This window comes from Coleofasciculus sp. G1-WW12-02 (genome assembly GCF_040219735.1).
Lineage (GTDB): Bacteria > Cyanobacteriota > Cyanobacteriia > Cyanobacteriales > Coleofasciculaceae > Coleofasciculus.
Genome location: NZ_JAVJRX010000134.1, coordinates 1 through 25,405, shown reverse-complemented (window position 1 = coordinate 25,405; position 25,405 = coordinate 1). Strand labels below are relative to the sequence as shown.

General features: G+C 45.4%; 20 protein-coding genes, 1 tRNA gene and 1 pseudogene. 8 read left to right on the top strand and 14 right to left on the bottom strand.

What is annotated here, in order from left to right; translation table 11 throughout:
* The first annotated feature begins 80 nt into the window (after positions 1–80).
* A complete protein-coding gene (locus tag RID09_RS21770) occupies positions 81–710 on the top strand; it encodes a transposase (protein ID WP_446338006.1) in 630 nt (209 codons plus the stop codon).
* 298 nt (positions 711–1,008) lie between these two features.
* Here RID09_RS21770 and RID09_RS21765 read toward each other — a convergent pair whose 3' ends face one another.
* Together RID09_RS21765 and RID09_RS21760 are read right to left on the bottom strand one after the other, a co-directional pair.
* Positions 1,009–4,563 carry a HEAT repeat domain-containing protein gene (locus RID09_RS21765; RefSeq protein WP_446338005.1) on the bottom strand — a complete coding sequence of 1,185 codons (3,555 nt, stop codon included), beginning with the start codon at positions 4,561–4,563 and terminating at the stop codon, positions 1,009–1,011.
* 808 nt (positions 4,564–5,371) lie between these two features.
* Positions 5,372–7,315: pseudogene (locus RID09_RS21760) on the bottom strand (DUF3370 family protein).
* 319 nt (positions 7,316–7,634) lie between these two features.
* Here RID09_RS21760 and RID09_RS21755 point away from each other — a divergent pair.
* A tRNA-Asp gene (locus RID09_RS21755) sits at positions 7,635–7,708 on the top strand.
* A 23-nt stretch (positions 7,709–7,731) separates the two neighbouring features.
* Here the strand turns inward: RID09_RS21755 and RID09_RS21750 are convergent.
* On the bottom strand, positions 7,732–7,914 hold the full coding sequence (locus RID09_RS21750; protein ID WP_446338004.1) for a hypothetical protein: 183 nt from the start codon (positions 7,912–7,914) through the stop codon (positions 7,732–7,734).
* On the opposite strand from RID09_RS21750, the gene RID09_RS21745 reads away from it, so the two are divergent.
* The 4 genes from RID09_RS21745 (at position 7,913) to RID09_RS21730 (ending at position 11,781) form a co-directional block, all read left to right on the top strand.
* Positions 7,913–8,674: a hypothetical protein gene (locus RID09_RS21745; RefSeq protein WP_446338003.1), complete on the top strand. Its 762-nt coding sequence runs from the start codon at positions 7,913–7,915 to the stop codon at positions 8,672–8,674. The genes RID09_RS21750 and RID09_RS21745 overlap by 2 nt on opposite strands.
* Positions 8,675–8,773: 99 nt before the next feature.
* Positions 8,774–10,219 (top strand): glutamate--tRNA ligase, encoded by a 1,446-nt coding sequence (gene gltX / locus RID09_RS21740; protein WP_446338002.1) that lies wholly within the window; start codon positions 8,774–8,776, stop codon positions 10,217–10,219.
* A gap of 156 nt (positions 10,220–10,375) precedes the next feature.
* Complete coding sequence (locus RID09_RS21735; protein ID WP_446338001.1) at positions 10,376–11,281, top strand: XDD3 family exosortase-dependent surface protein; 906 nt, start codon at positions 10,376–10,378, stop codon at positions 11,279–11,281.
* 275 nt (positions 11,282–11,556) lie between these two features.
* Positions 11,557–11,781: a hypothetical protein gene (locus RID09_RS21730; protein WP_446338000.1), complete on the top strand. Its 225-nt coding sequence runs from the start codon at positions 11,557–11,559 to the stop codon at positions 11,779–11,781.
* A 135-nt stretch (positions 11,782–11,916) separates the two neighbouring features.
* Here the strand turns inward: RID09_RS21730 and RID09_RS21725 are convergent, their stop codons facing one another.
* The 9 genes from RID09_RS21725 to RID09_RS21685 form a co-directional block, all read right to left on the bottom strand.
* A complete protein-coding gene (locus tag RID09_RS21725) occupies positions 11,917–12,561 on the bottom strand; it encodes a ThiF family adenylyltransferase (protein WP_446337999.1) in 645 nt (214 codons plus the stop codon).
* Positions 12,562–12,621: 60 nt separating this feature from the next.
* Positions 12,622–12,843 carry a hypothetical protein gene (locus RID09_RS21720; RefSeq protein ID WP_446337998.1) on the bottom strand — a complete coding sequence of 74 codons (222 nt, stop codon included), beginning with the start codon at positions 12,841–12,843 and terminating at the stop codon, positions 12,622–12,624.
* A gap of 152 nt (positions 12,844–12,995) precedes the next feature.
* Complete coding sequence (locus RID09_RS21715) at positions 12,996–13,913, bottom strand: hypothetical protein (protein WP_446337997.1); 918 nt, start codon at positions 13,911–13,913, stop codon at positions 12,996–12,998.
* 312 nt (positions 13,914–14,225) lie between these two features.
* Complete coding sequence (gene hpsP / locus RID09_RS21710; RefSeq protein WP_446337996.1) at positions 14,226–15,476, bottom strand: hormogonium polysaccharide biosynthesis glycosyltransferase HpsP; 1,251 nt, start codon at positions 15,474–15,476, stop codon at positions 14,226–14,228.
* A 189-nt stretch (positions 15,477–15,665) separates the two neighbouring features.
* Positions 15,666–16,835, bottom strand: coding sequence for a hormogonium polysaccharide biosynthesis glycosyltransferase HpsO (gene hpsO / locus RID09_RS21705; RefSeq protein ID WP_446338039.1), 1,170 nt, complete (start codon positions 16,833–16,835; stop codon positions 15,666–15,668).
* A gap of 136 nt (positions 16,836–16,971) precedes the next feature.
* On the bottom strand, positions 16,972–17,964 hold the full coding sequence (gene hpsN / locus RID09_RS21700) for a hormogonium polysaccharide biosynthesis glycosyltransferase HpsN (RefSeq protein ID WP_446337995.1): 993 nt from the start codon (positions 17,962–17,964) through the stop codon (positions 16,972–16,974).
* A 115-nt stretch (positions 17,965–18,079) separates the two neighbouring features.
* Positions 18,080–19,768 carry a hormogonium polysaccharide biosynthesis protein HpsL gene (gene hpsL / locus RID09_RS21695; RefSeq protein ID WP_446337994.1) on the bottom strand — a complete coding sequence of 563 codons (1,689 nt, stop codon included), beginning with the start codon at positions 19,766–19,768 and terminating at the stop codon, positions 18,080–18,082.
* A gap of 207 nt (positions 19,769–19,975) precedes the next feature.
* Positions 19,976–21,439, bottom strand: coding sequence for a phosphoglucosamine mutase (gene glmM / locus RID09_RS21690; protein ID WP_446337993.1), 1,464 nt, complete (start codon positions 21,437–21,439; stop codon positions 19,976–19,978).
* A gap of 139 nt (positions 21,440–21,578) precedes the next feature.
* Positions 21,579–23,015 carry a pentapeptide repeat-containing protein gene (locus RID09_RS21685; protein ID WP_446337992.1) on the bottom strand — a complete coding sequence of 479 codons (1,437 nt, stop codon included), beginning with the start codon at positions 23,013–23,015 and terminating at the stop codon, positions 21,579–21,581.
* Between the two features lie 135 nt (positions 23,016–23,150).
* Here RID09_RS21685 and RID09_RS21680 point away from each other — a divergent pair, with 135 nt between their 5' ends.
* Positions 23,151–23,990 carry a prephenate/arogenate dehydrogenase gene (locus tag RID09_RS21680; RefSeq protein WP_446338038.1) on the top strand — a complete coding sequence of 280 codons (840 nt, stop codon included), beginning with the start codon at positions 23,151–23,153 and terminating at the stop codon, positions 23,988–23,990.
* Between the two features lie 133 nt (positions 23,991–24,123).
* Positions 24,124–24,735: a hypothetical protein gene (locus tag RID09_RS21675; protein ID WP_446337991.1), complete on the top strand. Its 612-nt coding sequence runs from the start codon at positions 24,124–24,126 to the stop codon at positions 24,733–24,735.
* On the opposite strand, the gene RID09_RS21670 is transcribed toward RID09_RS21675, so the two are convergent.
* Together RID09_RS21670 and RID09_RS21665 are read right to left on the bottom strand one after the other, a co-directional pair.
* Positions 24,736–25,101: a hypothetical protein gene (locus RID09_RS21670; RefSeq protein WP_446337990.1), complete on the bottom strand. Its 366-nt coding sequence runs from the start codon at positions 25,099–25,101 to the stop codon at positions 24,736–24,738.
* A 183-nt stretch (positions 25,102–25,284) separates the two neighbouring features.
* Positions 25,285–25,395 carry a hypothetical protein gene (locus tag RID09_RS21665; protein ID WP_446335796.1) on the bottom strand — a complete coding sequence of 37 codons (111 nt, stop codon included), beginning with the start codon at positions 25,393–25,395 and terminating at the stop codon, positions 25,285–25,287.
* Between the last annotated feature and the right edge of the window lie 10 nt (positions 25,396–25,405).

Sequence of the window (25,405 nt, the reverse complement as noted above, 5' to 3'; positions counted from 1 at the left end):
AATACCCAATGCAGGGCGACCCGATAAAATTAATAGGTGAGTTTTCTTAATTGAATGCAGCGGGTCGCCCCTACAGTTCTATGCCCTACGAACCTCAAAGACATCACCGCCATTCTATTCGCCTAAAAGGATACGACTACAGGCAACCTGGTGCTTATTTTGTCACGCTTTGTATCCGTAATCGAGATTGTCTGCTGGGGGAAATTATCCAAGGCAATATGTATCTATCCCCATTGGGTCGCATTGTGAAAAACGAATGGTATCGAACGGCTGTTGTGCGCCCGAATGTGGAACTTGATGCTTTTGTGATTATGCCGAACCACTTACACGGTATTATTGTCCTTACAGATACCCACCGTACCTCATTGAGGACAGAGTTATCGGTTTATTCTCTGGATTGGGTTCAGCCGATTGTCTCGACTGGAAGCACTAGGGAGAAACGACAGATTAAAGGTGTGGTTTCGGGTTCTCTAGGTGCAATTATTGGGCAATTCAAATCCCTATCTGCCAAACGGATTAACCGGATTCGTCAAACCCCCCACGTTCCTCTCTGGCAACGCGATTTCTATGATCACATCATTCACCGGGAGACATCCCTTCATGCCATCCGCAAATACATTGTAGAAAATCCTCTACGGTGGATAGACGACCCAGAAAATCCCGAATATCCTGTATCCAATCAAGACCCTCTAACCGATTTTCCGTTTTAACTGGCAATTATCCCTGATAGAGATTGTCAGGATTATTAAGATTATTAAGATTATTGAGATTATCACATTTGTAGGGGTTTGTAGGGGTTTGTAGGGGCGAGTCGCTGAGTCAAGGTGGCGGAACCGCAATTAACCTATCCCGACTCGCCCCGGTCTAAATGCGGTGTCATATAATTTCCAATACCCAATGCAGGGCGACCCGATAAAATTGATAGGTGGGTTTTCTTAATTTAATGCAGCGGGTCGCCCCTACAATTGGTGATATCCTTACAAATGAAAAATTACAAATGACAAAAAATCACAACTCAATGGTGTAATAATCCAACGACGATTTTCCCGCCCCCTGACGCCAAATACTATCGGATTCCCACGGCGCATCTTTTCCGCGACGGCAACGGGTGCGAACAGTTAGTTTATCCTTTTCAAAGATCAGCAAATTGTATTGCCAAGGCGTAGCCGTTACCAGTTCTTTTGTCGGTGCGCCAAAGGTTCCGGCACAAATGCGGTCTAATTTGCGCCCATCTCGACTCATATCGTAACGGAACAGACTGGTTTCGGCTTTGTGGATATGTCCGTGCAGGAAGAAGCGAAACCCGGAAACGGCGAGGAGTCCGATGAAGTCTTGGTCGATAATTCTATCTTGATAGGGACTATCGAGGGGGTGATGCCAAACGGCGATTTTTAAGCAGTTATCGTAATCGGGATTAGTATCAATTTCATCCAGGGCGTTGCTGAGGGCATTTTCATGAATGCTGGCGCGGGATTTGAAATGATGGTCGAGTTGCCATGCTGAGTTTAGCCCTAAAATGAGGAGGTTTTGTTCGGGGAGATAGTCGAGGGTGTATTGTTGGTCATAGTCTAAGGGATAGGGTTTTCGTTTGATGTCTTTGTAGAACTGGCGGAAGTTTTCAAAGCGTTTTTTGTAGGCGGTTTCGTCACGAACTCGGATGACTTCATCGGTGACTTTAATATAATGACCATCAATTAGTTTACCGTTGTATTTAGGGCGGTCAACAAGTAGGTAGGCTTCTTGTGCTAAGTTCCAGTTGAGGTCATGGTTACCGGGAACAATGGTAATTTGTTCTGGGTTTAGGGAGAAGGTTTGACAGAGGGTGTTGAGAAATTGGGCGGCAGCTTCGTATTCTTCTGGGGTAGAATAGTTAGCAATATCGCTGGAGAGGATCAGGGCGTCAAGCTGAGAAATATTGAGTTCATGACGTAAATCAAGTCTGAGTTGTGTAGACCACAAGGTTGCTTGGTCGAGGGTGGTAAAGTGGAGGTCGCTAAGGTGGAGAATATGCATTAGGGGAGAAGGAGTGGTAAGAATTGGTTGAGTGAGGGTAAAATTGTAGAATTTGCAGCGGTTTTGAATTTGTGAAATAGGGTCAATTATGTAGCTTTTTGCTGTGTCCAATAGTAAGTCATGGAGAACAGGCAGTATATCAGGGTTGCCAATTTCCCCTAATATCCTAATGGCTGCATCAATACGATGATCGGGATCATCACGTAAAATTTCCAGAATTGAAGTCAAATCAGACTCAGACTCATCATCACTTGCTGCTAGCTTATAAACGGCTTTATTACTATTCCAATCTATCTCATCGTAAAAATCATTAATATCAGCCTCTGTCAATGACTGATCGTTAATTTCTTCTAATGCTTTAGCTGCTATATCTCGAACAAAAGCGTTTTCAATAGTCAAAGATTGAGTTAAGATAGTCACAAGCAATTCATAACCCATTTCTGCAAGGGTGTAAAAGATGTCTTCTCGATCCAAATGAGCATCATCATTTAAAGCCTTAACACAAGCAGATACAGCCCTTTTGCTGCCAATTTTTGCCAAAGTATATGCAACTGACTTACGAATCTCCGGGTCTTCATCATCTAGGGCTTCGATTAATGCTAATTCAGCAGACTTACTATTAATTTTTCCTAGTGCATCAGCAACTTCTTCTCTAAGATAATATTCTCCACTATTAAAAGCTTCGAGTCGTTGATCAACTCCTAATCTAGTGTATATCTCATGAATACTATATCTCTCACGAATACTAGAAGATTTTTTGTCTTTCAAAGTCTGAACAAGAGCAGGTACAGCGGAATCACTGCCTATCTTGCCTAATGCTGTAGCTGCTATCTCACGAGCATTAGGAACTTGTCTTTCATTCAAGGTCTCTATTAAAGCAGGGATGGCAGACTCGCTACCAATTTTACCCAAAGCGTCAGCCGCTCTACGACTAACACCAACGTCTTCATGCTTCAGGGCTTTAATTAGATGGGGAATAGCTTTAGGTAAACCAATTTTACCTAAAGCGTCAGCCGCCCTACGACTAACATCAGAGTCTTCATGTTCGAGAGCTTTCATGAGGTTGGAAATAGCACTCTCAGACTTTGTTCTGCCCAAAAGCTGAATTGTGAGTAACTGAGGAATTTCTAACCCAGACACTAAAGCCACTGTTTGCTCTTGAAACTCTGGTTTAACTTCCCCTGCCAACCTTGCCCCCAACTGCACATCCACAGCTAACGCCAACCTCACCACTCGCACTGCCTGTGCCTTATCTTCAACCAATTCCAGCATTAACGCTAGAGGTTCTGTCCATTTCAAATAATTGAGATACTGCCGTTGTAATTCCTCATCACTAAGACTCGGTAACTGCTTGAGTAAATACTCAGCCGTATAATACTCCTGAATCAGTTGATGGCGAAACTCTATCTGATTATTTGCCCTCAGTTGAATCAAGTGATGCTTGAGTAAATCGTTTAACCATTTACGGGCGCGAACTGGCGGGTCAAGGAAATCGTGCTGACGCAGATACTCGGTAAAAATTGTCTCAGCTTCTGTCTTGGCAATTGCTACCTGTATCTCTTTTGGGTGATTACCCTTCGTCATGACAAACGCTAAATATTGCAGCAACTCTGACCAAAATTCCCGTGAGTCTTCCGTAACCGGGACATCGGCTTTAACTTTTCGGTCATACTGCTGGGCAAAGGCGCGAAATACTGAACCCAGATTGCTGGGAATCGTCTCCAGACAATGGAACAAATCACACAGCATCTTTAACAGCAGGGGGGTTTGTCCCAACTCTCGCAAACGATTCCCCAACTGCGGCAACATCTGTTTTCCCTGTTGTGGCAAATAGGCGCAGACAAATTCCTCCATTTGCTTTGGTGTCAGGGGTTGCATTTCCAGTTTCTTAGTTATGCCCAAATTACCCCCGATGCCTAAATCCCTAGTGGTGAATACCATAGGTGTAGTTTTCTGGTAGTTTTGGCGAAACTGCTGTAACTCCCGCCGCGCTGCTTCTGAGGGTAATTCATTAATTCCATCCAGCAGCAGCAAAAATTGCCTTTGTCGCAATCCGGCTTTCAGGGTGTCGGGATTGAGGGTTAAATTTGGGTCATGGCGTTGCAGGAACTGTTGGATTAAGTCCTCGATTGTGGTGCGGTAATAGCGGAGTTCTACCAAGACGGGGATTTTGATTGACCTCTCCCCCTGTTCCCAGACGTTGCATGCAACGTCTCTACAGGCTTCCTTGCCTTTTTCCGCCTCTTCCAACAGCAATCGCACCAGTGCTGTGGATTTCCCGGAACCGGGACGCCCGACTAACAAGATATGCTGGGGCGCATATTTCCTTAACCCCTCTAGTACGGTTAGTTTCTCAACCTGTTCCGCCTTTTGCCCCCTGGCGTCTCTATCCGGTTCCACCGTCTGCACCATTAATTTAAAATCAAATAGCACTGATGTCTGTTTCCGGTTCTGTGGTGTTCGCCCGACTACATCGGTAATCGTGTAAACCTGCCACCATTGGGCGTAGGTGGTGCCGAGGGATTCGAGATAGGGACGCCAATCGACCATAGTGAGAAAGGGAGACGGGAGAACTTGCTTTTCCAGTAATCTGGGGGAATGGGTGCGTTTTGAATGAACCCGAGAATGTCCTTATCTACCAGCCTAACAGGGTTTCGAGGCTTCCCATGAAGAGTCAGTGAAGAGTCAGGAGGAGAGGGTGAGTAGGATGGGTTGTAGGGTTTGCGATCGCACCATCTCCTAATTTATCCTAACTAAGTTAAAAGGAATGTCTCTGAATTAAAAGTTTGTCCTCAGCACTTGAACGTTGAGTCACTAAAGTGACGACTACGAACCTAGGTTAAATTAGTGTCTTATGCTCTACAATTTACCCATTTAACTATGTCCAACCCTTCCCAGAATGACCCACACGCCCTGCTTCCCCTGCCTCCCCTGCCTCCCCGGCTTTTCCTATCTACTATGTTTGAGCGCAACTCGGTATAAAGGGGGACTGAAGGGGGCAAAATCAGGGATAATTAACATGAGATTATGACAGGCTGGAATCTCCCTAAGAGCATTCCCTTCCCAGAGTCTGGAAGGCGAAAAAAAGTAGATACACCCTGCCTTATTCAAGACCCTATATTTTATGCAGATGACCCTCTCAACCCTTGACGAAATAACTGCTCATTTTGTGTCATTGGGGAGAAGTTTTTCAAGTGGATGTAACGAAGGGCAAAAGATACCGTTTTGAGGCGTTTCTACTATGGGAGGCAGAGCCTCCAGAATAGCATTCCCTTCTCAGACCTGGGAACGAGAGGAAAACGAGAGGAAACGAGAGGAGAGGAGGCAGAGCCTGGGAGATGGCTGGGGGTGAGGATTTCTACCTCGCCAACGTCTTCACTGTCAACACCTGCGGCGGCGTGGAATCCGGTGGATAAATAAACTCGACCTTTACATTTCGCTGTTCCCCTGGCGCTAAATTTAACGTAACTAAGGGGTTAGACGGTTGTCCCCGACGCTGAACTAAATGGACATACCATGTCTGACTTTCCCCTTGGTTATCTTCATAAGTGACCCGAACAGTTCCCCGAAAAAATACCCGATCAACTTGTGGATTCAAAAACAGTAACTTATCTGTACCTGCCTCATCTTTTAACGGCGTTTGCATCGATACGGTTACCGTTTGAGATTGACTTGTCGTATTTCTCATGGGTAACGTCAGATTATATTCCACGCCATAATTACTATGAGCAGAATACGCCGTATCCGGATAACGAGCTAACATCGGCGCACTTTGAATTTGACCCGTATTCAACGTAATTAAATGGAGCGTTCATAAAACATAGGAAAATGCCTCACCGGGTTGGGGAATCCTCAGACTATCTGATTCTAATGTATCTGTAATCTCTGCTAACCATTCTGTCCCTTGGGAAACCCCGGCAACCCGTCCAAATACTGTGGGTTCTCTAGGGGGGTCAAGAGGTGTTGGCGTCAGATCCCGGGGTTCGGCTAATTCTCCTTCAACTAATAAAGTTTGCCATTCAGCTAATGTTGGGGCGCGGTATGTACCATTCGAGTTTTGTGGCGCTTTCATGGCTAAATTGGCAACATAAACTGAACCATTACTCTGCAATCGCATCATCGTGGAACGTCCATTCGACGCCGGTGCCCGTTGGATAGGAATCGGCTGATTCATCAAGAGTTGAGTTTGCCCTGCTTCCAATATCATTTGTGCCGGAAAGCTTTCCTGACGAATCCCCCGCAGTACATCAGTCATCGTGCGACTACCGGGTCCCGAATAAATCTTGCCATTGGGATTATCCACCATATCCGGTAAGTCAATAAACGGCGCATCGGGAGTACTCAAATAACTTGCCCCTTGCAAAACCTCAACTGTCACCGGTTTATCGGTGGGATTGTGCAGCAGTAATCCCTGATAAAGGGGGCGAGTTTCTGCCTGAGTTTCTGCCCTAGCGATATGATGGGTAAAAATATCGAAACGTCCTTGAAAGGGAAAATTAAGATGGGCGGCAGGAATACGTTTTCCGGTTGGGGAAAATGTGGATAATAAAATCCCTTCACTTCTAACTAATTCAGGATAATTACTATTAAATGTGGGAACAGAATTCAGTCCTCCGGGTAATGTCCGCACCTGTTGGGGATGAATTTCCACCCCAGCAATATACTGAGGCGGAACCGCATAAATATTTAACCCCCGACACAATAGCGCCGCTACTTCGCCCCGTGTCGCCCGTTCATTGGGACGAAGCCGTTGCACCGTGGGATAATTAACCACCAGAGTATTCACCGCCGCCGCCGCGATCGCATTCCTGGCGTATCCTGGAATACCAGAGGCATCTTGGAAGTATTGTGGCAATATTCCCGATGGATTACTGGGAATGCTGTAATTCTTCGCCCCCGCCAAAACCCCAATCGCCTGCACACGAGGAATCGGTTGACTGGGTTGAAAAATCCGCCCCGGATAACCCGAGAAAAATTCCCGTTGATAAGCGTCTTGAATTGCCCGATATGCCCAGTGACTCTGTGGCACATCTGTAAAGGCGATACCACTGCGTTTCACCTCGGCGTCGGGGAATGCATTCAACATCAGCACCGCAAATTCTGCCCTTGTAATCGAACCATTGGGGCGAAACGTGCCATCCGGGTAACCTGTAACTAGGTTTCGAGATGCCATCTGGTTAATACAATCCTTTGCCCAATGGGTTTGGATATCGGGGAATGCGATAGCATCGGCACTAAAGAGGCTAAAACAGAAGGCAAGGAGAACCGATTGAGAGATAGAGACGTTGAAACCTCTGGGCATGAATTAGGCGTTCTGGTTACTTTATCGTCGTTGAAGCATTTTTGGGATAATTTGTTTCTGGGATTTATCATTAGTCATTAGTCATTTGTCCTTTGTCGCAGAATGCTTGTAATCCGTTGGGGCGGGTTTAGTGATATAAGGGTGAGCAAACCTTCCCGTTAGTGGTAAAACCCGCCCCTACAGCTTCCCCATCTTCCTCATCTTCCCCATCTCTCCCATCCTCCCCTACACCCCCTCTCTAACCCTAAGAAAAAATTTTTTCGGCATGGGCTTGACAAATCCATAGATCTTCGTAACAATGGTATTCGGCTCGTAAATTGGGACTGTAGTTCAATTGGTTAGAGCACCGCCCTGTCACGGCGGAAGTTGCGGGTTCGAGCCCCGTCAGTCCCGTAAAATGCTTAAATATTGTAGGTTTAGTTGGGACAGAATGCAATGCCTACTCGCTCAGCCGTTACGGGGTGAGTTCTATTCGCACTGAATTCAATGGCATTATCGCTCGTCTCAACCCCTCTACTGGCAACATCAAGATTTCTAGCTGAATTACGATGTTTCAATAAAATAATTTTCCATAAATTATAGGATACTAAAGGTGTCATGTTGCAATTCACGGGTTATGACTCAAGCACTTACCCAATTTTCCATGAATGTCTTCAACGGTATTTCCCGGCTGCATTACCTATGGAAGATTACATGAAAAAAACTTTCCATTGTTTAAAAGCCCTGGGTTTTGAAGATGAAAATACAATGGGAATGGCAGCACTCTGTCGGGACGAAATTACTGATCCGTTACTTAATGAAGTAGTTAAATACTGGGGAAAAACCTTTAATTGTTGTAGTCTGGCTGGGTTCGTGATGATGGGAAAAACGGGTTTAGCCGCCGCAACAGACCACGTTCCGATTCTCGAGGGAATACGCCGCTTTACGTTTTTAGCCATGCCTCATATTGCGATTTCTAGAGACGGAGAAATTGGCAAGGTTTATCGAGAAGGCATCCACAAAGCGTCTCATGCCTGTGGTGCATTAGAAGCGATTGTCAACGAGTTAGAATCAGGACGTCTTAACCTAAAAATGGATATCGAGGATCTGGAACAATCTATTATCCGACAAAAAATACTGTCCACTATAAATTATGGAGACAAACCGAATTTAGTTGACATGACTAAGTTGGCTTGTCAGATTATTTCTGATGATGTAGAAAACCTCTTGCATCCCTTAGATTATTCTATATTTAAGTATGCGGTGATGACGGGTATTCAAATTCATGGTCCTATGGATACGAACTGGATCTATCCTCATGATTTTTATGTGGTGGGTGCAGATTTACCAGGAGGCAAAAAGGTTATTGAAGTGGTTTAAAAAAGAAATTCGGGGATGGGTGAGGGAGTGAGCGCCGCTCTACGCTACAATAAATAGCTGGAAAGTACTTAGCCAACCCTACCACCAGAGATTGATCTTGTGACTGTTAGAGTCCGCATTGCACCGTCTCCCACCGGAAACTTCCACATCGGTACCGCCAGAACCGCTGTATTTAACTGGCTATTCGCCCGACACCACGGCGGTCAGTTTATTCTACGCATCGAAGATACCGACCAAACGCGATCGCGTCCCGAATATACCCAGAATATCTTAGAGGGTCTCACCTGGTTAGGACTCAATTGGGATGAAGGACCGATTTTTCAATCGAAACGGTTTGACCTTTATCACCACACCATTCAAACCCTTTTAGATAAAGGGTTAGCCTATTACTGTTACACCTCAGAAGCGGAACTTAAGGCACTCCGGGATGCCCAAAAAGCCCGCAAAGAAGCCCCTCGCTATGATAACCGTCACCGCAATCTCACCCTAGAACAACGCGCCGCTTTTGAAGCGGAGGGACGAGAGTCGGTGATTCGGTTTAAGATTGACGATAGTCGCGAGATTGTCTGGAATGATATGGTGCGCGGTCAACTCACCTGGAAAGGGAGTGATCTGGGTGGGGATATGGTGATTGCTCGGGCGGCTTCTCAAGGTGAAATTGGTCAGCCTCTCTATAATTTAGCGGTAGTGGTTGATGACATTGATATGAAAATAACTCATATCATCCGAGGAGAAGACCACATTGCTAATACTGCCAAACAGATTTTGCTTTATGAAGCCCTCGGCGCAACAGTACCCGAATTTGCTCACACGCCTTTAATTCTAAATCCCCAGGGGCAAAAACTTTCTAAACGGGATGGCGTGACCTCTATTTCTGAGTTTCAGACTATGGGTTTTGTCCCAGAAGCGATGGCAAATTATATGACGCTTCTGGGTTGGTCTCCACCCGACTCGACACAGGAAATCTTTACCCTAGAAGAAGCTGCTCAACAGTTTAGTTTTGATCGGGTGAATAAGGCGGGGGCAAAGTTTGACTGGGATAAACTGGATTGGCTCAATAGTCAATATCTGCACAAAAAACCACCATCGGAATTAGTTGATTTACTAATTCCCTACTGGCAAGAAGCGGGGTATAACATTGATCCGGAAAATAATCGCCCTTGGTTAGAGCGATTAGCTGCCGTTATTGGTCCGAGTCTGACGCGCTTACCGGATGCGGTGGAGATGACGCGGATGTTATTTACTGACTCGATTGAGTTGACTTCAGAGGCGATTGAGCAAGTTAAAAAAGAAGGGGCAACAGATGTATTAAACACGGTTTTGGAAGCCTTAGAAAATACCCCAGAATTTAGTGCAGAAACCGCAGGGGAAATCATCAAACAGGTGACTAAACAGCAAAAGGTAAAGAAAGGTTTAGTCATGCGCTCCCTGCGTGCTGCACTCACGGGTGATGTGCATGGTCCTGATTTAATTGAGTCTTGGGTATTGCTGCATCAAAAAGGACAAGATAAACCCCGTTTGCAGCAAGCTTTGAGTCAAGCCTAGAACGAAAGTTCTGGCTCAAAGTTAACTTAAGCTACAGCCCCCTCACCCCGATCCCAACTCCCATCCCCCTTGGGAGTTCCCCCTTCCGTCGCCCTTTTTAAGAGGGAGAGCAGAGGATGCGAGTAAACTCGTCTCTAAAACAACAAAGAGATGACTATGTTAAACAAAACCGCCCAATTCATTATTATCACAACCACATTAGGTGTAATTTTAACCACCACAAAACCAGCTAAGGCGGCGACGTTCACCGCTTTGAATGAAGGGACTGTCGCCAATACGTTTACGGAATGTATCAACGATGGTATTGCCCTTCAAGTTGGCAAAAATCCTATCAATGATCAGGGATGGCAATATGCAGTTGATTCGTTCAATGATGGCGTGGATGGATTTCAAGTCGGTGGAGCTGGTAAGGGCTATGAGATCTATAGTCTAGCGCTTAAGGAAACTAAGGATAGCATTGTGGTAGTGATTAATGGCAATATCCCATTAACAGGTATTGATGGAACCCGTGCTGATGATGCCAATATTGGTTGGGGTGATTTGTTCTTCAATTTTACTGACAAAGACTTCACCACGGCGAATAATCAAGGGGATTTATTCGGAGTACGTTTTGCCGAAAGCAATGATTCTTTAGTCCCTAATCTTGGTCTTTATAGCAATGTTACCGCTATCAGTACCACAGATATTAATAGTGGATTTGATAACCTGGAAGATTACAACATACGAGTGAATGACGCTTGTCAAGGTGCGGGTTGTGGTCCGAGTCTGGGTGATTTAGCCGCCGATACGTCTTATTTTGACCAATCTCAAAGTTTAAATACGATGGGTTCAGGTGAATTTCTCACCAATATTATGTATCTGTCTGAGTCGGAATTACTCGATGCTGGCTATGATTTAAATCGCTTTGATGGTGAACATACTATCGCCTTCAAGTTCAATAAATCGGGGATTTGCGATCGCGGCTACTGTACGTCAGTCCCTGAACCCTCTGCTGGCGTGGGTTTAGCCGCCCTCGGCTTGATAATGGGGTTCAACTCTCTTTGCAAGGGTTACTCGGATTAAAAAGTAGGCGCAGCAAAGGTTCCAGCTATTGACAGAATAGGTGCGATCGCGACTCCACGAACAGGGAACGGTGAGGGACGAAATACTACAGAATTAAACCCAATTTATGTATCTTTAAATACATTTTTTATAAGCTGGCGATCCACTGAATGCAGAATTGGCGATTAAATTTGTAAAGATTTTTGACAAAATCCTGACCATTTGCATAAAAGGCAGGAAATAATCCAGAGTAATAATTAGAAACTCACTTAACCTCTCAACCAACCAAGGAAACTATGTGGAACATCATTTTCAGCGGCTTAATCATCTTTTACCTCATCATGCTACCGCTTTTGTTCACGCGATGGCTAGACTTTCTACAACGTGAGGAAAACCTCTCTCCCGAAGCCCAATTTCACTCGATCATGTTTTTAGCCATCGCCGCTCTTTTTTGGCCCCTAGTCGTACCCATCTCCTACCTAGAACTATTAGAGCGCCAAGGACAGCTCCAGAATTTTTGAGCAACCGGAGTGTAATGTCCATTTTCGACACCCCATCAATCACGATTACATCTCAAGTCGCCTGAACTGAAGGAACAAGTCCAATGACTGCATTTACCCTTAACCATTAAACGTCAAACCGGGGATCACCGGCGATCATACTTCATCATTCAATGGTTGAACGGCTAAATCGGCTAACGTAATGGTAAAACTTCGTTGCTTTTGAGTGGCAACAAAGGTAATAACCACCTCACAAGCAACCGCAACCGCCAGCATCACTAAATTTCGCGCCAAGGGATAATCACAAATATCATCATTGGCAGGTGAGGGAACGCGATAACTATCGTTCCAAATTATCTCCCCATAGTCACTCGCCAATCCGACATGGAGACAGGGAATCTGCACCTGTTGACAATACTCCTTCACCCCTTGACGGGCGACACTATTGTCAAAGGTATCGATGACTAAATGACTGTCCCGGAGTAATTGAGAACAGTTGTCCGCCGTTAGTTCTTTGGCACGCCCATCTATAGTGATACCTAATGCACGATAGAGGGTATTTGTCAAAATTTTAGTTTTATAGGCACCAATATCGGATTTGTAATAGGGTTGAGTGGAAAGATTTCGTTCTTCGATGCGATCGCGATCGATTACCCGCAACTTGCCAAACCCTGAACGTGCCAAGTTTTCAGTCATATTTGCCCCCAGCGCTCCAGCCCCGCAGATAGTTACCGGAAACTCCTGCAACCGTGTCATCAGGGCGGGTGTTCGATAAAGGTTTTCGTGAAAGAAAATAGACATTCTGAATAAAATTGGGCAACCACCGCGATCAGTCAATAGCCAGTGGCTAGTTTGAAACAACTAACCATTATCAACGACTTTAACAAAACCATGTCGCACCCCATAGATTAATCGAGTCACCGCCTCCTCATGATCTGAGGTAAAGGTATTATCCATCGGCATTACCAGTAATTCATACCAGTCAGCCAGACTGATTTTACCCTTTTGCATGCTTTGAGCAAAAAGTTGACTAAAGTCAAACGAGTTACTGATTTTTCTCTGGTAAATTTTTTGGGTCAGCATTATTTGTCTCTGTGCTTAATAGAGATTGTGGTAGACGATAACTAGATTGTAGTCAAGATTGAGGGAAAGTTTCTTGAAAACTCCGTAAAGAAATGTTGGTCGAACCATTAGGAAAATTAATACAGTTGAGCCGGAGAAATTCCCAAATCTTGTTAGATACGGGCTTCAATCACACCAACCAGGGATTGTAAATCAAAGTCGCGATCGCAACCACTTAAACAAATCCCTGAACTCATCACGGTTAAATCCCCCTTGGCGATCGCACAGGTATGACTTTCCCGATCACGAGTTGTCCATTCCACTTGCCAAAACTCGCCGCGATCGCGAAATGTCCGCAATCTCCCACCTCCCATCTGTAATGCATCCCGCAACCGTTGTTCATCGGTTTGATCAGGATTAGAACCCCCTCTTTCCCGCCGTCTCTGGGGGTGTTGTGGGCGAATCTCCCCCTCTCTCACCTGACGCCGATGTTGTTCTCTCTCCTGATAAGCAGATGTTTGTTGCAATACAAGTTCATAAACCGTCACCATTTCCGGTGTCATTCCCGCAAACCGAACCTGATCCGGTAAAGTAACCTGTTCTAACTGTTCTCGTAACTGTTCAGTCGGTTGGGGTTCAGCGCGTCTGTCTATTTCATCAAACCAAAAAGCCGTACCATCAAAACGGGCAATAATCGGTTCAAATGCAGCGCCTTCGCTAACCAGATGTACAGGTACAGGTTTGATCATACCCAAGCGTTGCTGCATATCCGATTCATTAATGGGATACGCTAACCAAGTCAATGAACGCAACGGATAAGCCAATCGTAAGCGCAGGGGTTTAAGTAGGTTCAGATACTCAGCTAATTGAGGTAAACTAGCCTCGGACACCACCTCAGCCTTTTTCTCATCCACAGGACGAAAAATACCCCATCCTTCAAAATCAGGCGGTTGAGGGGTAAAGGTATAAATCAGATTAGCGACTGACGTGCGAACTTTTCCCCCTTGAACACAGGGCGCAAGAAACTCAGTATCCTGAAGTTGGGTTTCTTGGGCGGCTATTTGGTTGAGGAGGTTATCAATATCTGCCATAATCAGTTATCAGTTATCAGTTATCAGGTGTCAGTTATCAGTTATCAGTTATCAGTTATCAGTTATCAGGTGTCAGTTATCAGGTGTCAGATGTCAGATGTCAGTTATTAGGTATCAGATGTCAGTTATAGCAGTTCGCTCTCGCGTAGTTACAGTACAAGTGTTCTAAATCCCTCCTGATCAAGCATCCCTCTCTAATGTGTAAACACACCAGCGCGAAGCGCTATATTAGGTATCAGGTGTCAGATGTCAGTTATTAGGTATTAGATATCAGGTGTCAGTTATTAGATATCAGGTGTCAGTTATTAGGTATCAGGTGTCAGTTATAGTTTGATATGCCTCAATCATAGTCTGCGCGATCGCATCCCAACTATAATGCCGTAGTGCATAGTCTCTCCCATTGACCCCACGCCGCTTCTGTTCCCCAGCATCTCTTAACGCTTCCCGTAACGTTTGAGTCAACGACGCCACATCACACCCACAAACCCATCCCGCCTCCGCCCCTTTCACTTCTTGGCAAATATGCACCTGATCCGAAATTACCACAGGAGTCCCCGCCACCATAGCTTCGGCGACAGCAATACCAAAGTTTTCATAATAAGAGGGTAAAACAAATAAATCCGCCCTTTGTAGCAACGCCGCTTTTACTTCCCCTTCTACAAAACCTGTAATTGTCGTATGAGACGATAGCGGCGACGTTTGAATCTGTTGTTGAATTTTACGTTCATACTCTGGATCTTGGGGATTCGCGCCAGCTAAGATAAAGTGAAACCCTAACCCTTCAGCTAAAAGAGTTTCTAAAGCCGGAATTAGTAAATCCAATCCTTTTTTCGGGTCAATTCGAGACATAAACAAGAGGATTGGCAATTGGGTAGAGACGTTCCCTGAAACATCTGTAGGGGCGGGTAATGGGACTTTTGTTTCGCCATTGATGATATCGTTTGTGCAGAACCCGCCCTGACGTAGAGACGCACCATGGCGCGTCTCTACATCCTCCGGAGGCGTAACCCCCAAAGGAATCACAATATCCGGCGCATTCGTACCAAAACGTTGAGAAATCTTCGCCTCTTGTTCACTGGTAAAATGAATACCCGCCGCCCCAGCTAAATTAGCACGTTCCCACAAACCGACATAAACTTGTTTTAATCGCCGTTTCTTCTGTAAATCTGCCGGATCAAGCGTACCTAATGGACGCAAAAGATAGGGTAAATTTCGTTTTCGGGCGACTGTTGCGGCGGCGGTGCTCACAGGTGAAAAGAGGGCGTGAATATGCGCCACATCAAATTCCCCTGCATGTTGCCACAACCAACGTAATAATAAGAGAGAAAACTTATAGCGACGGAACGGAGAACACCGGAAATATCGCACCTGATACCCATCCTGCGGGACAGGTTTATCCAAAGGAACATCCAGTGGCGCTTGACCAAAATCCCCATTACTATCGGTGGTCAATATAGTAACATCTACACCTTGATTCGCTAGCGCCTTAGAAAGCCCCAGTACCATTTGACTCGGACCCCCATAAACCAGCGAAATTGAAGGGACAATTTGTAAAATTCGCATTTTTTTAATTCGTCATTTGTCATTTGTTATACTCAAGGGAGCGAGAAGAAAGCTACCTCATATCATCGCCAACTATTTTCAAATCCGATAAAAAAAGCAAATCCCAATCCTATAACCCCCTCTGCGTCCTCTGCGTAAACCTCTGCGCTCCTCTGCGTTTTAAAAATATAATTTTGATACCCCGTCTCATCATTCAATAAGTCTCTGATAAAAATCCAACAACTTCCGTGCCAAAGCCTTATTAGTATACTGCCTCATTGCTCGTTTATACCCCAATTCAGCCAACTGATTAACCAACTCCGGCTGCTCCATCAGCGATACCAACTTATCCCGTAACGCTTCTACATTCTTCTCCGGAAAAACCAAACCCGCTTCACCAATCACATTCGGAATTTCCCCAGAATCCGACCCAATTACTGGCACTTTCGATGCCATCGCCTCAATCAAAACATGACCAAACTGTTCTTTCCATCCCGCCGCCGTTAGAGTTTTAAACTTGTACGTCGTCTCAGATGGCAAGACGAGAACATTCATCAAATTGATATAATTTGGTACTTCGTCATGAGGAACACTCTCCACCCAAATCATCCGGTCTTTAATTCCCCATTCCACCGCCTTTTCCATTAACTCAGTTTGCAGGGAACCACGCCCTAGCAGTAACCATTTCCAGCAATGCTCCTTGATCCCCGCCAAAGCTTCCCCTAGAGTTAATAACCCTTTTTCTTCAACAAACCGTCCTACAAATCCGACGACAAATTCATCTCCTTGAATTCCTAACTTGCTTTGTAAGTCTGGCTGGACTTGGGGACGAAATCGGCTATCATCCACACCCAATTGAGGCATAACGATAGAAGCCCCCTGATAACCGTGCTGCTGGAGTACCTCCACCGCATCCTGATTTCCCGCAACGAGTCCGTGGGTATTTTGGAGGTTATAATCGTGCAATATCGATAAAGGAAACTTTACCTGATAGGGTAAATTCCACCAGGTAAAGAATAGATTTTTTGCCTTTAGCCCTAAAAGTTGATTCAAGGCAATGAATTGGGCATATCCTAATGACTTTGCGCCTTGTTCAACCTGAAGAATTTGGGGGCGGAATTCCCGTAATAAGGGAAGAATATCTGCGCCAAATGTGAGTAATCCCTGATTATTTTGGCTCAAGTTAGAGACAGGTACGACTCGAAATGAACCCTCTTGACGCGGTTGAGTTTCAATAATTTTATTTTGAACGCCCCCTGGACGCCAACGACGGGGTACGACTACGGTGACTTCAATATCAGGTTCTAACTTAGCAAGTTCCCGTAGCTTTTCGCAGTTGAGATCAACAATATAGGTATGACTGGCAACTATAATTCTCATACTTTTTGTCATTTTTCATTTGTCATTTGTCATTTGTCATACTCAAGGGAGCGAGAAGCAAGCTACGTCATTTGTCCTTAGAGAAATGGGGAATAGGGAATAGGGAATGGCAGATAATCACCTTTTCAATCCCCAATCAACTATCAATAGTCTTATCCAACGTGGTATAAATTTGTCCCTGATCCCAACTGGACTTGATTTGACTTTTCAGGGCGTCGATAAACCCGATAATGTAGAAACCTGCACGAGTGACAATTTTGATTGGGGAACCACTCTTGTTACAGGGTGGATTTCCCAAAACGTGACAATCAAAAAGCTTAGCGAATAAGCGCACCTGCTGACTGGGGGTGAGGTTTTTCAGCGCCATCAAGAAATGATTGTGATAAAACGTAACTTGGTATTTTAGCGATCGCGTACTAATATCATGACAGCCGCCAGTTTCTTCGCCTAGATGCACCAAATAGGCATCGGGATCATACCAAATCTTGTAACCCGTTTGCCGCGATCGCAGACAAAAATCCGACTCTTCCCGTACCGCACTCCCCCGAAATCGTTCGTCAAACCATATCCCATGCTTGGTAAAAATGTCCCGACGGTAGGACATATTACAGCCTCTGGCGGAAATCACCCACTGAGGTTTGATCGTATGCACTAAGTCAATGTGATACCAGGCAATTCCTGGGTCCATCGCCTGAGGTGGCAAATCCTCGATTTCATAATCTCCTTGATGTTTCTTCTTAGAATCTGCCAGCTTCATCCGGTCAAACACTCGCCCTGCAACCGCTCCAACCTCCTGACGCTGATAGTTACGGGCGTGAGCATCTAAGTACCCAGCAGGCATTTTCACATCATCATCAATAAACACAACAATTTCGCCCGTCGCCCGTCGCACACCATAGTTTCGCGCCCCTGGTAAACTCGCCCAGTTCACCCGAAACCATTTAATTTTCTGGTCATTCGCTAATTGCTGTAAATAGGCTTCGATTTCAGGTTTATGGTTTTGAGTTTGATCAACCACTAAAACTTCTACAGCAGGATATTCTTGCTTGAGTACATCTTCTAAGGTATCTCGCAAGGTTTCTTCACGTTCGTAAGTGGGAATAATGACTGAAATTAAAGGCACATTCACGGCTATTTTTTTGAAATGGTAATTGTTGATTGTTGATTGGTAATCAGCTCCCCCAGCTCCCCCAGCTCCCCCAGCTCTCCCTGCTCCCCTAGCTCCCCCAGCTCCCCCTCATGCACTAGGAGGCTATTGGGGTAGCAATTCGGGGTTTAGAGACCTTTTTTTTACCCTTCTTTTGCGCGTCAGGTTCATCCTGTTGTTGGACAAGTTTGAGTTTTCGCAGTTCCTGTCTGTCTATCGCGGGTAAGGCTAAGATTGCTCCAGCAAAGAACCAGTAGTATACAGCTACGGGGTCTGTATCCAAAGGATACCAATAGGTGTTATAACTGATAATCAAAACAAAGACCCAATAACTAGAGCCAAAACTACGTAAATTTTTGTCACGAACTGATTGTTTGGCTTTAAATGTAGTAAATGTCAAGTGCGTCACAAAAACCAAAAAGGCTAAGGTGCCAATCAGACCGACTTCCAAAATAAGTTTGGGATAATAGGTTTCAACCAGTGAAACATCCCCAAAGGTGCGAGTAGAATTAGTAGCTCTTCCTAAACCGTTACCCAGCAAGCCCTTGCTATTATACATTGCCCATTCAAATTGCTCTTTAATGAATGCTTGCGGTGGTGAAGCCTCAGCACGACTCTGAAAACTGTCAATCCGTTCCTGAACCAGTTCTGGATTCGTAGCTAAGCCAATCGCAATCACCAAGGCGAGTCCTACCCCAATCGGAATAAACCGCTTGAGATTCGCTATCTGACCTGTAAGAATTAACAAGAGTATCGTAATAGCTGGAACCAAAGCCAAGGCAATTCGCTGACCGCAGATTACCGCATTTATGAAAACCAGTGCCATTCCCACCAAACCCCCAATCCGCCAGAAAAAAGACGAATCGCTGAATGCGGCAGAAAACGTTAACGCACTATTGGCAATTAGGAACCAACCCCAGTGCCAAGGAGACACAAAAGTTCCTGGCAAGCGAATCATATTCTGTGATGGACTGTACAGCAAAGCCCCACCAATAAAACACTTCGCATCTAAACTTGCCTTAAATAGCTCAACCCCGGAGAGATGATCGGTGCCAGCACACCTGCCGCTCTTAAGCATTGAGTATTGGATAAGACCTAGCACACAGCAAGTAATTGCCAAACCTAGATGCAAGCGGCTACAAAATAGCAAATCCTTTTTACTTTTGAGCAAATGTTGAGCGCAAAAAATCAGAGGAGCGTATCCAAGTAAAATTTTCAACCCAAAAATTCCTTGAATAAAGGGTTGTCCTGACTCCTTGCCCGTCAACTGCAAACCGTTGACAAAGAATAATGTCAACAGAGACAACACCAAGCAAATACTCAGTGTTGGCATCAAACTTTTGGGAACAAAGAAGGGTTTTTTTTCACGTCGGCACTGTTGGTATAAGCCAATTAGAGCAGGAAAATAAAATCCATCTTTTGCTAATTGAAGTAGGTTATTGCCGCCAAAAAATTGATAAATTACAGTGCCACTAAAGGGCATGTAAATCAGGAATAGCCACAGTGCCTTGCGGGGATATTTATAGGACAGACCAAAACAAGGTATGATAGCTCCGGCGATCACACCCATCTTCGGTTCGGCAACCACACTAACGATCGCCCCTAGAAATATCCCTGGCAATAGCGTCATGAACAGCCATTGAATCAGTTCTTGGCGCTGCCGTTGTGCTTTACGCTTTTGGGCTAGCTGCTCCTTCAGACTCAGGAGAGGGGCTTTAGACTGCTTTGACTGCTTTTTTCCTTTTTTTGAGGTTTTCGATTTTGATTTTGATTTTGATTTAACCATGGCAAAGCTGTCACGCTGCCTATCTCTTTCGATTGTGGCATATTCCCAAGTGAGGGAGCAGGGGGGAGGGGGTGCAGGGAAGCAGGGGGATCAATGTAGAGACGTAGCATGCTACGTCTGGGAGCAGGGAAGCAGGGGGAGAAAAAATTAAATGATAGTTCCCTGCGAGCAGTATTGCCCAGTATTGCCTTGGAGCCTTGGAGCCTTCTAACCTAAATGATTTTCGACAACAGAAACCAGTTTGGCTGTCCAGTGCGTTGCCATTTGAGCTTCAACGGCTTCTACCATCACCCGGATGACGGGTTCGGTTCCCGATGCCCGGACTAAAACGCGCCCTTGATCTGCCATAACGGTTTGAGCTTGGGCAATCGCATCCATCAGGGGTTGACACTCTTGCCAATATAAGCGGCGATCGCGGTTTTCGACGCGCACATTTTGCAACAGTTGGGGATAAGTCTGGAAGCTTTGATCAACCAGAGTATTCAAGGAAACCCCCGACTGACGTACCAACGAGGCTAAATGCAAAGCCGTTAACATGCCATCGCCTGTCAAGCCGTAGTGGTAACAAAGAATATGTCCCGACTGTTCGCCGCCGAGCATGGCACCACTGCGATTCATTGCCGCCTGAACATATTGGTCGCCTACAGCAGTTCGCACCAATTTGCCGCCCCTGGCTTTCCAGGCATTTTCAAAGCCCAGATTTGCCATAACAGTGGCAACAATTAAATCGTCAGGGAGTTGATTCGTTTGTCGTAATGTTTGCCCCCAGAAATAGAGAATATAATCCCCATCAACGACTCGACCTTCACAATCAACCGCCATCACCCGATCCGCGTCACCATCAAAGGCAAAACCCATATCGGCAGAGTGTTCTCGTACCGCATTCTGGAGGCAGGTTAAATGAGTTGAGCCACAATTAACATTAATGCGATCGCCATTGGGTTGATTATGTAAACAGATAACGGTTGCTCCCAACTGTGCAAAAACCTGTTCCGCTAAGTGCACGGAAGCCCCCCACGCCAAATCGAGGACGATTTTCATCCCTTGTAAATTGGTCACCGATTCCAGGGGACGCCGTAATGATTCGAGATAACGTCCCACTAATTCCGGTCGGTGGTAATGGTGACCCTGACTATGAGCAACCACAGCCTTATCCACTATGCCTCGGATACCCGCCTCAATCTGCTGCTGCAATTCCCCAGGCAGTTTTGTCCCTTGGGCGCTAAAAAATTTAATGCCGTTGTCTTCTGGGGGATTATGACTGGCAGAAATCATCACCCCGCCCACGGCTTCTGAGAAACGGGTAAGATAGGCAACTCCGGGCGTCGGACATAACCCGATATTCCATACCTCCAATCCAGCTAAGTTTAAGCCTTTACTCAGCGCCGATGCCAACATATCGCTGGAGTTTCGCGAATCCTGTCCGACAATCACCGGACCTAATGCTGAGGCTTGCGAATGTAAGACCTGACCTGCCCAAAACCCAATTTGTAGTGCCAATTCAGCTGTAAGCAGTTCTCCCACTCGTCCCCGAATGCCATCCGTACCAAACAAGGGAGTCTTTGGCAGAGTTAGGGGTAAATCCGTTAGCGTTCCATGGGTCGAAGATTTTTGTAGATGTCTGGGGGCAAAACGATATAAGTCCTGACGGCGGACAGGAGACGTAACCATAACTTGAATTTCCTCACACAACACGATACTGTGGAGGATAACACTTTCTTCTATGGTTGTTATAAGTCATTCGTCATTCGTCCCCAGCTCCCTCTGCTCCCAGACGTAGCATGCTACGTCTCTACATTGCTCCCCCTGCCTATTGAGATTGCATCAACGGCTTGCCAAAGGCTGGATGGTAGTAAGCTGTCCAGGTTTGATTGTTAGAGTTAGTGATGATGGTTTGAGTGGGAGCTTGGAAAAAAGGACTCGACTTTCTGAAATCCACCGCCATTTTGGACGGATCAATCCCTTGTTCAAGGGTTTTCAGGAACTCTTGAATGGATTGGGATGTTTTAAAGCCCCACTTTTCCAGAACACTGGGTTCTAGCTTCTTGAGCAGTGCGATAATATTTTCTTGGGTAATCGTTGCATCTTTAAACGGAACAATTCCTAAGTAAGCAATAATCAACAATTCAGCATTACTGGCACTAAAGGTCAAAGAGGTTTTCCGCACGCCAACGTTCACGCTGGGTGCTGTATTGAGAACGGGGAAACTCTGCGCCAGTTGATGATAAACACGGACTAAGGCTAAATTGGCGGCGATATCTAAAGGGGCATCAATGATAATGGTGACGGTGGGTAAGGTTTCGTTAAAAAACTTGTGCGATACTTCTTCGCTGGACAGGGTAACAACCCGAGAGCGATCGCCCTCTGGACTCAAATCAACCCATTCGCAGACAATACCTTGGGTTTTGAGACCAACACGAGACACCCCATGCAATTTTGCCCCTGTGAGCGTCGCCCCGGTTAAATCCGCCCCAATCCAATCGGCATAAATTAATCGTGCTTGGGTGAGATCGGCATGGACTAAACTGGTATTGAGCAAATTAGCATGACTCAAATCCGCGCCGGTTAAATTCGCGCCGCTTAACTTTGCCTCACTCAGATTTGCCCAACTGAGATTCGCACCACTCAAGTCAGTCCAGCGTAAGTTAGCACCACTGAGATCCGCACCCGCTAAATTGGCACAACTGAGATTGGCTTGTTTGAATTCAGCCTGTCGAACATTGGTATTACTCAGATCAGTACGGCTCAAATCGGCGGCGTTCAAATTAGCACCTTCCAGAATTGCCCCTGTTAAAACAGCTCCCCGTAGGTTGGCTTCGCTAAGATTAGCCCGGTGCAGTTTGGCATTTCTGAGGGCGGCTTCTCGCAGATCTGCACCACTGAGATTCGCTTCTGTTAGGTTAGCGCCACTTAATTTGGCACGAATCAGTTCCGCCCGAATCATCGCCGCCTGAGTCAGTTGCGCTCCCCCCAAGTCCGCTCGAATCAAATTGGCAACGTTGAGATTGGCTTTGGTTAAGTTAGCGTTGGAGAGATTGGCACCACTGAGTCTGGCTACATTAAGTCGCGCCCGACTTAAATTTGTACCAATTAAATAAGCACCACTGAGGTTGGCTACACTTAAGTTCGCGTCACTTAAATCGGCACCACTGAGATTAATCCCACTCAGGTTGGCTTCGGCAAGATTTGCCCCGGAAAAGTTTTTCACGCCAGCGGCATATTTTTTGAGAATTTCCATCACATTCATCTTTCTTCCCCCGTGGAGTTCCACACCTCCTGTTTCAAATGCTATCCTTAATTGAACTGCCAGTTGCCTAAAACCCAGCTTTGCCTAAAACTTAATTTAAGGGATTTGATTAGCTTAACGTGGATGGCTATGATCATGAAGATTGGAATTGTTGGGCTGGGACTGATTGGGGGTTCCCTGGGACTGGACTTGAGAAAATTGGGTCATTCTGTCTTGGGAGTATCTCGCCAAGACTATACCTGCAACAGAGCCATTGAACTAGGTGTGGTGGATGACGCCAGTGTCAAAATGAACCTACTGGCAGCTTCTGATATTGTTTTTATTTGTACGCCAATTTCTGCGATCGCGCCAATGCTCCAGGCGTTAATTCCTCACCTATCCCCGGAAACTATTATCACGGATGTGGGTTCGGTGAAAACGGCGGTGGTGGAAGCGGTAACACCCCTGTGGCATAATTTTGTCGGTGGACATCCGATGGCGGGTCGAGAATCGAATGGGATTGAGGCGGCGGTATCGGGGTTATTTACCGATTGTGCTTATGTGTTGACTCCTCTGGATACGACGCCACCCGCCGCCGTGAAACAGGTTGAGCATTTGGTGCGATCGCTCACGAATCGAGTCTATTTCTGTAGTCCTCAAGATCATGATCGCGCTGTCGCTTGGATTTCTCACCTGCCTGTTATGGTGAGTGCGAGTCTCATTAATGCTTGTATCGATGAAACTGACCCCATTGTCTTAGAGTTAATACAGCAGTTAGCCAGTTCCGGGTTTCGTGATACCAGTCGGGTGGGTGGCGGAAATCCGGAGTTAGGGGTGATGATGGCACGTTATAATCGGGACTTTTTATTGCGATCGCTCCTATCCTACCGTCACTGTCTCGATGAATTGATTGAACGGGTTGAGCAAAGCGACTGGCAAGGCTTAGAACAGCAACTCCAAGACACTCAAGCCGCGCGATCGCAATTTTTCTCCTAATCCCTAAATCTGGGTCAACTATCCCCGTTTGGGTACGGATCAGACAGAAGGGATAGAAGGAAAAAGTACCTAAGTTCAAAAGGGTGGTAACTTCATCAGATTTGGTATTTAGAGTTTATCGGAGCATGATTGTATGTCCTACAGCGAGTTTAGTTTAGCTAAAGCCAAACAAGAGTTTGGCTTAACGACTTTAGAAAAACGTGATATTTTTGCCGATGTTCCTGAATTAGCCAGTAGTAACTTATTGGCAGAAGTCCTTAATTATAACCTGCCGATCGCATTAGGCAGTAATAGTGAAAAGGCGCGTTCAGAACTTATTATAGCGCCCATATTAGTTGACTTGCGCCGACAATTACAAGAACAGATTAATTTATTTTCTGGCGTAGATTTTACTGTCGATGAAACCAAAGGTTTAAATGGAACGTGTGATTTTATTATTACTAAATCTCCAGAAATTCTGATCGTAACAGCACCTGTAATTACAATTATAGAAGCAAAAAAAGAGAATATTAATGCCGGACTGGGGCAGTGTGCGGCGGCAATGGTTGCGTCCCAAATTTTCAATCAGCGCTCAGACAGTGAGATTCAAACAATTTACGGTGCGGTGACGACGGGTAGTATTTGGCAATTTCTTAAATTAGAAGGGCAAACCTTGTCCATTGATTTAAGCGAATATTATCTCAAAGATGTAGATAAAATTCTCGGTATTTTAGCAAGTGGAATTTCTCAGGAAAATGAAGTATAGTCAAGGCGATCGCTTCCATTGTCTCCTAATCAACCAGGTTAATCCAGCCACAATTACAAAGACAAGCAGACTAAAGAGAACGGGGATTTTACAGATTACGGCGGTTCTAGAAAAAATCGGCTGACAATTTTTATCGGCTGGAGCAAAAGAAGCTCCGGCTACTCCAGCACCGACGATAGCGACGAATTCTTGAAAGCTGCGATCGCGTTCAATCTTTTTGTAATAATCAAAAATATTCTTTTTAATCAAACGGCTTTGAGCATAAGCCCAATTAATTTTAGTATAATAGCAAAATAATCCCATCCAATCGGGGTAAAACTCTGCGGCTTTTTGGGCGCTTTCTGAATTAGGATAAATAGCAATCAAGATGGGACAGTTCTCTAACTGCAAATGGTGATGGCTCTCCAGTAATCAGGGTGATAAGTTTTCTTAATAAAAGAGTTTAGCTCCTTGGCTCTAGTCTTGGCTCGGAACGATAGTGGAGAGTCAAGACTAGAGCCAAGTATCCTGGCTTTGGGGGGGTAAGTTTTTTCGGTTCTTCGGTACTTATTATGCTAAACTATCAACTAAATGCCAAAACAATAAAGCTCTTTTTTCAAAGTTATAAAAATTGGTAAATCCAAAACCACAACGTTTTATTACCTTTAATCTATTGTTAATTCCTTCGACG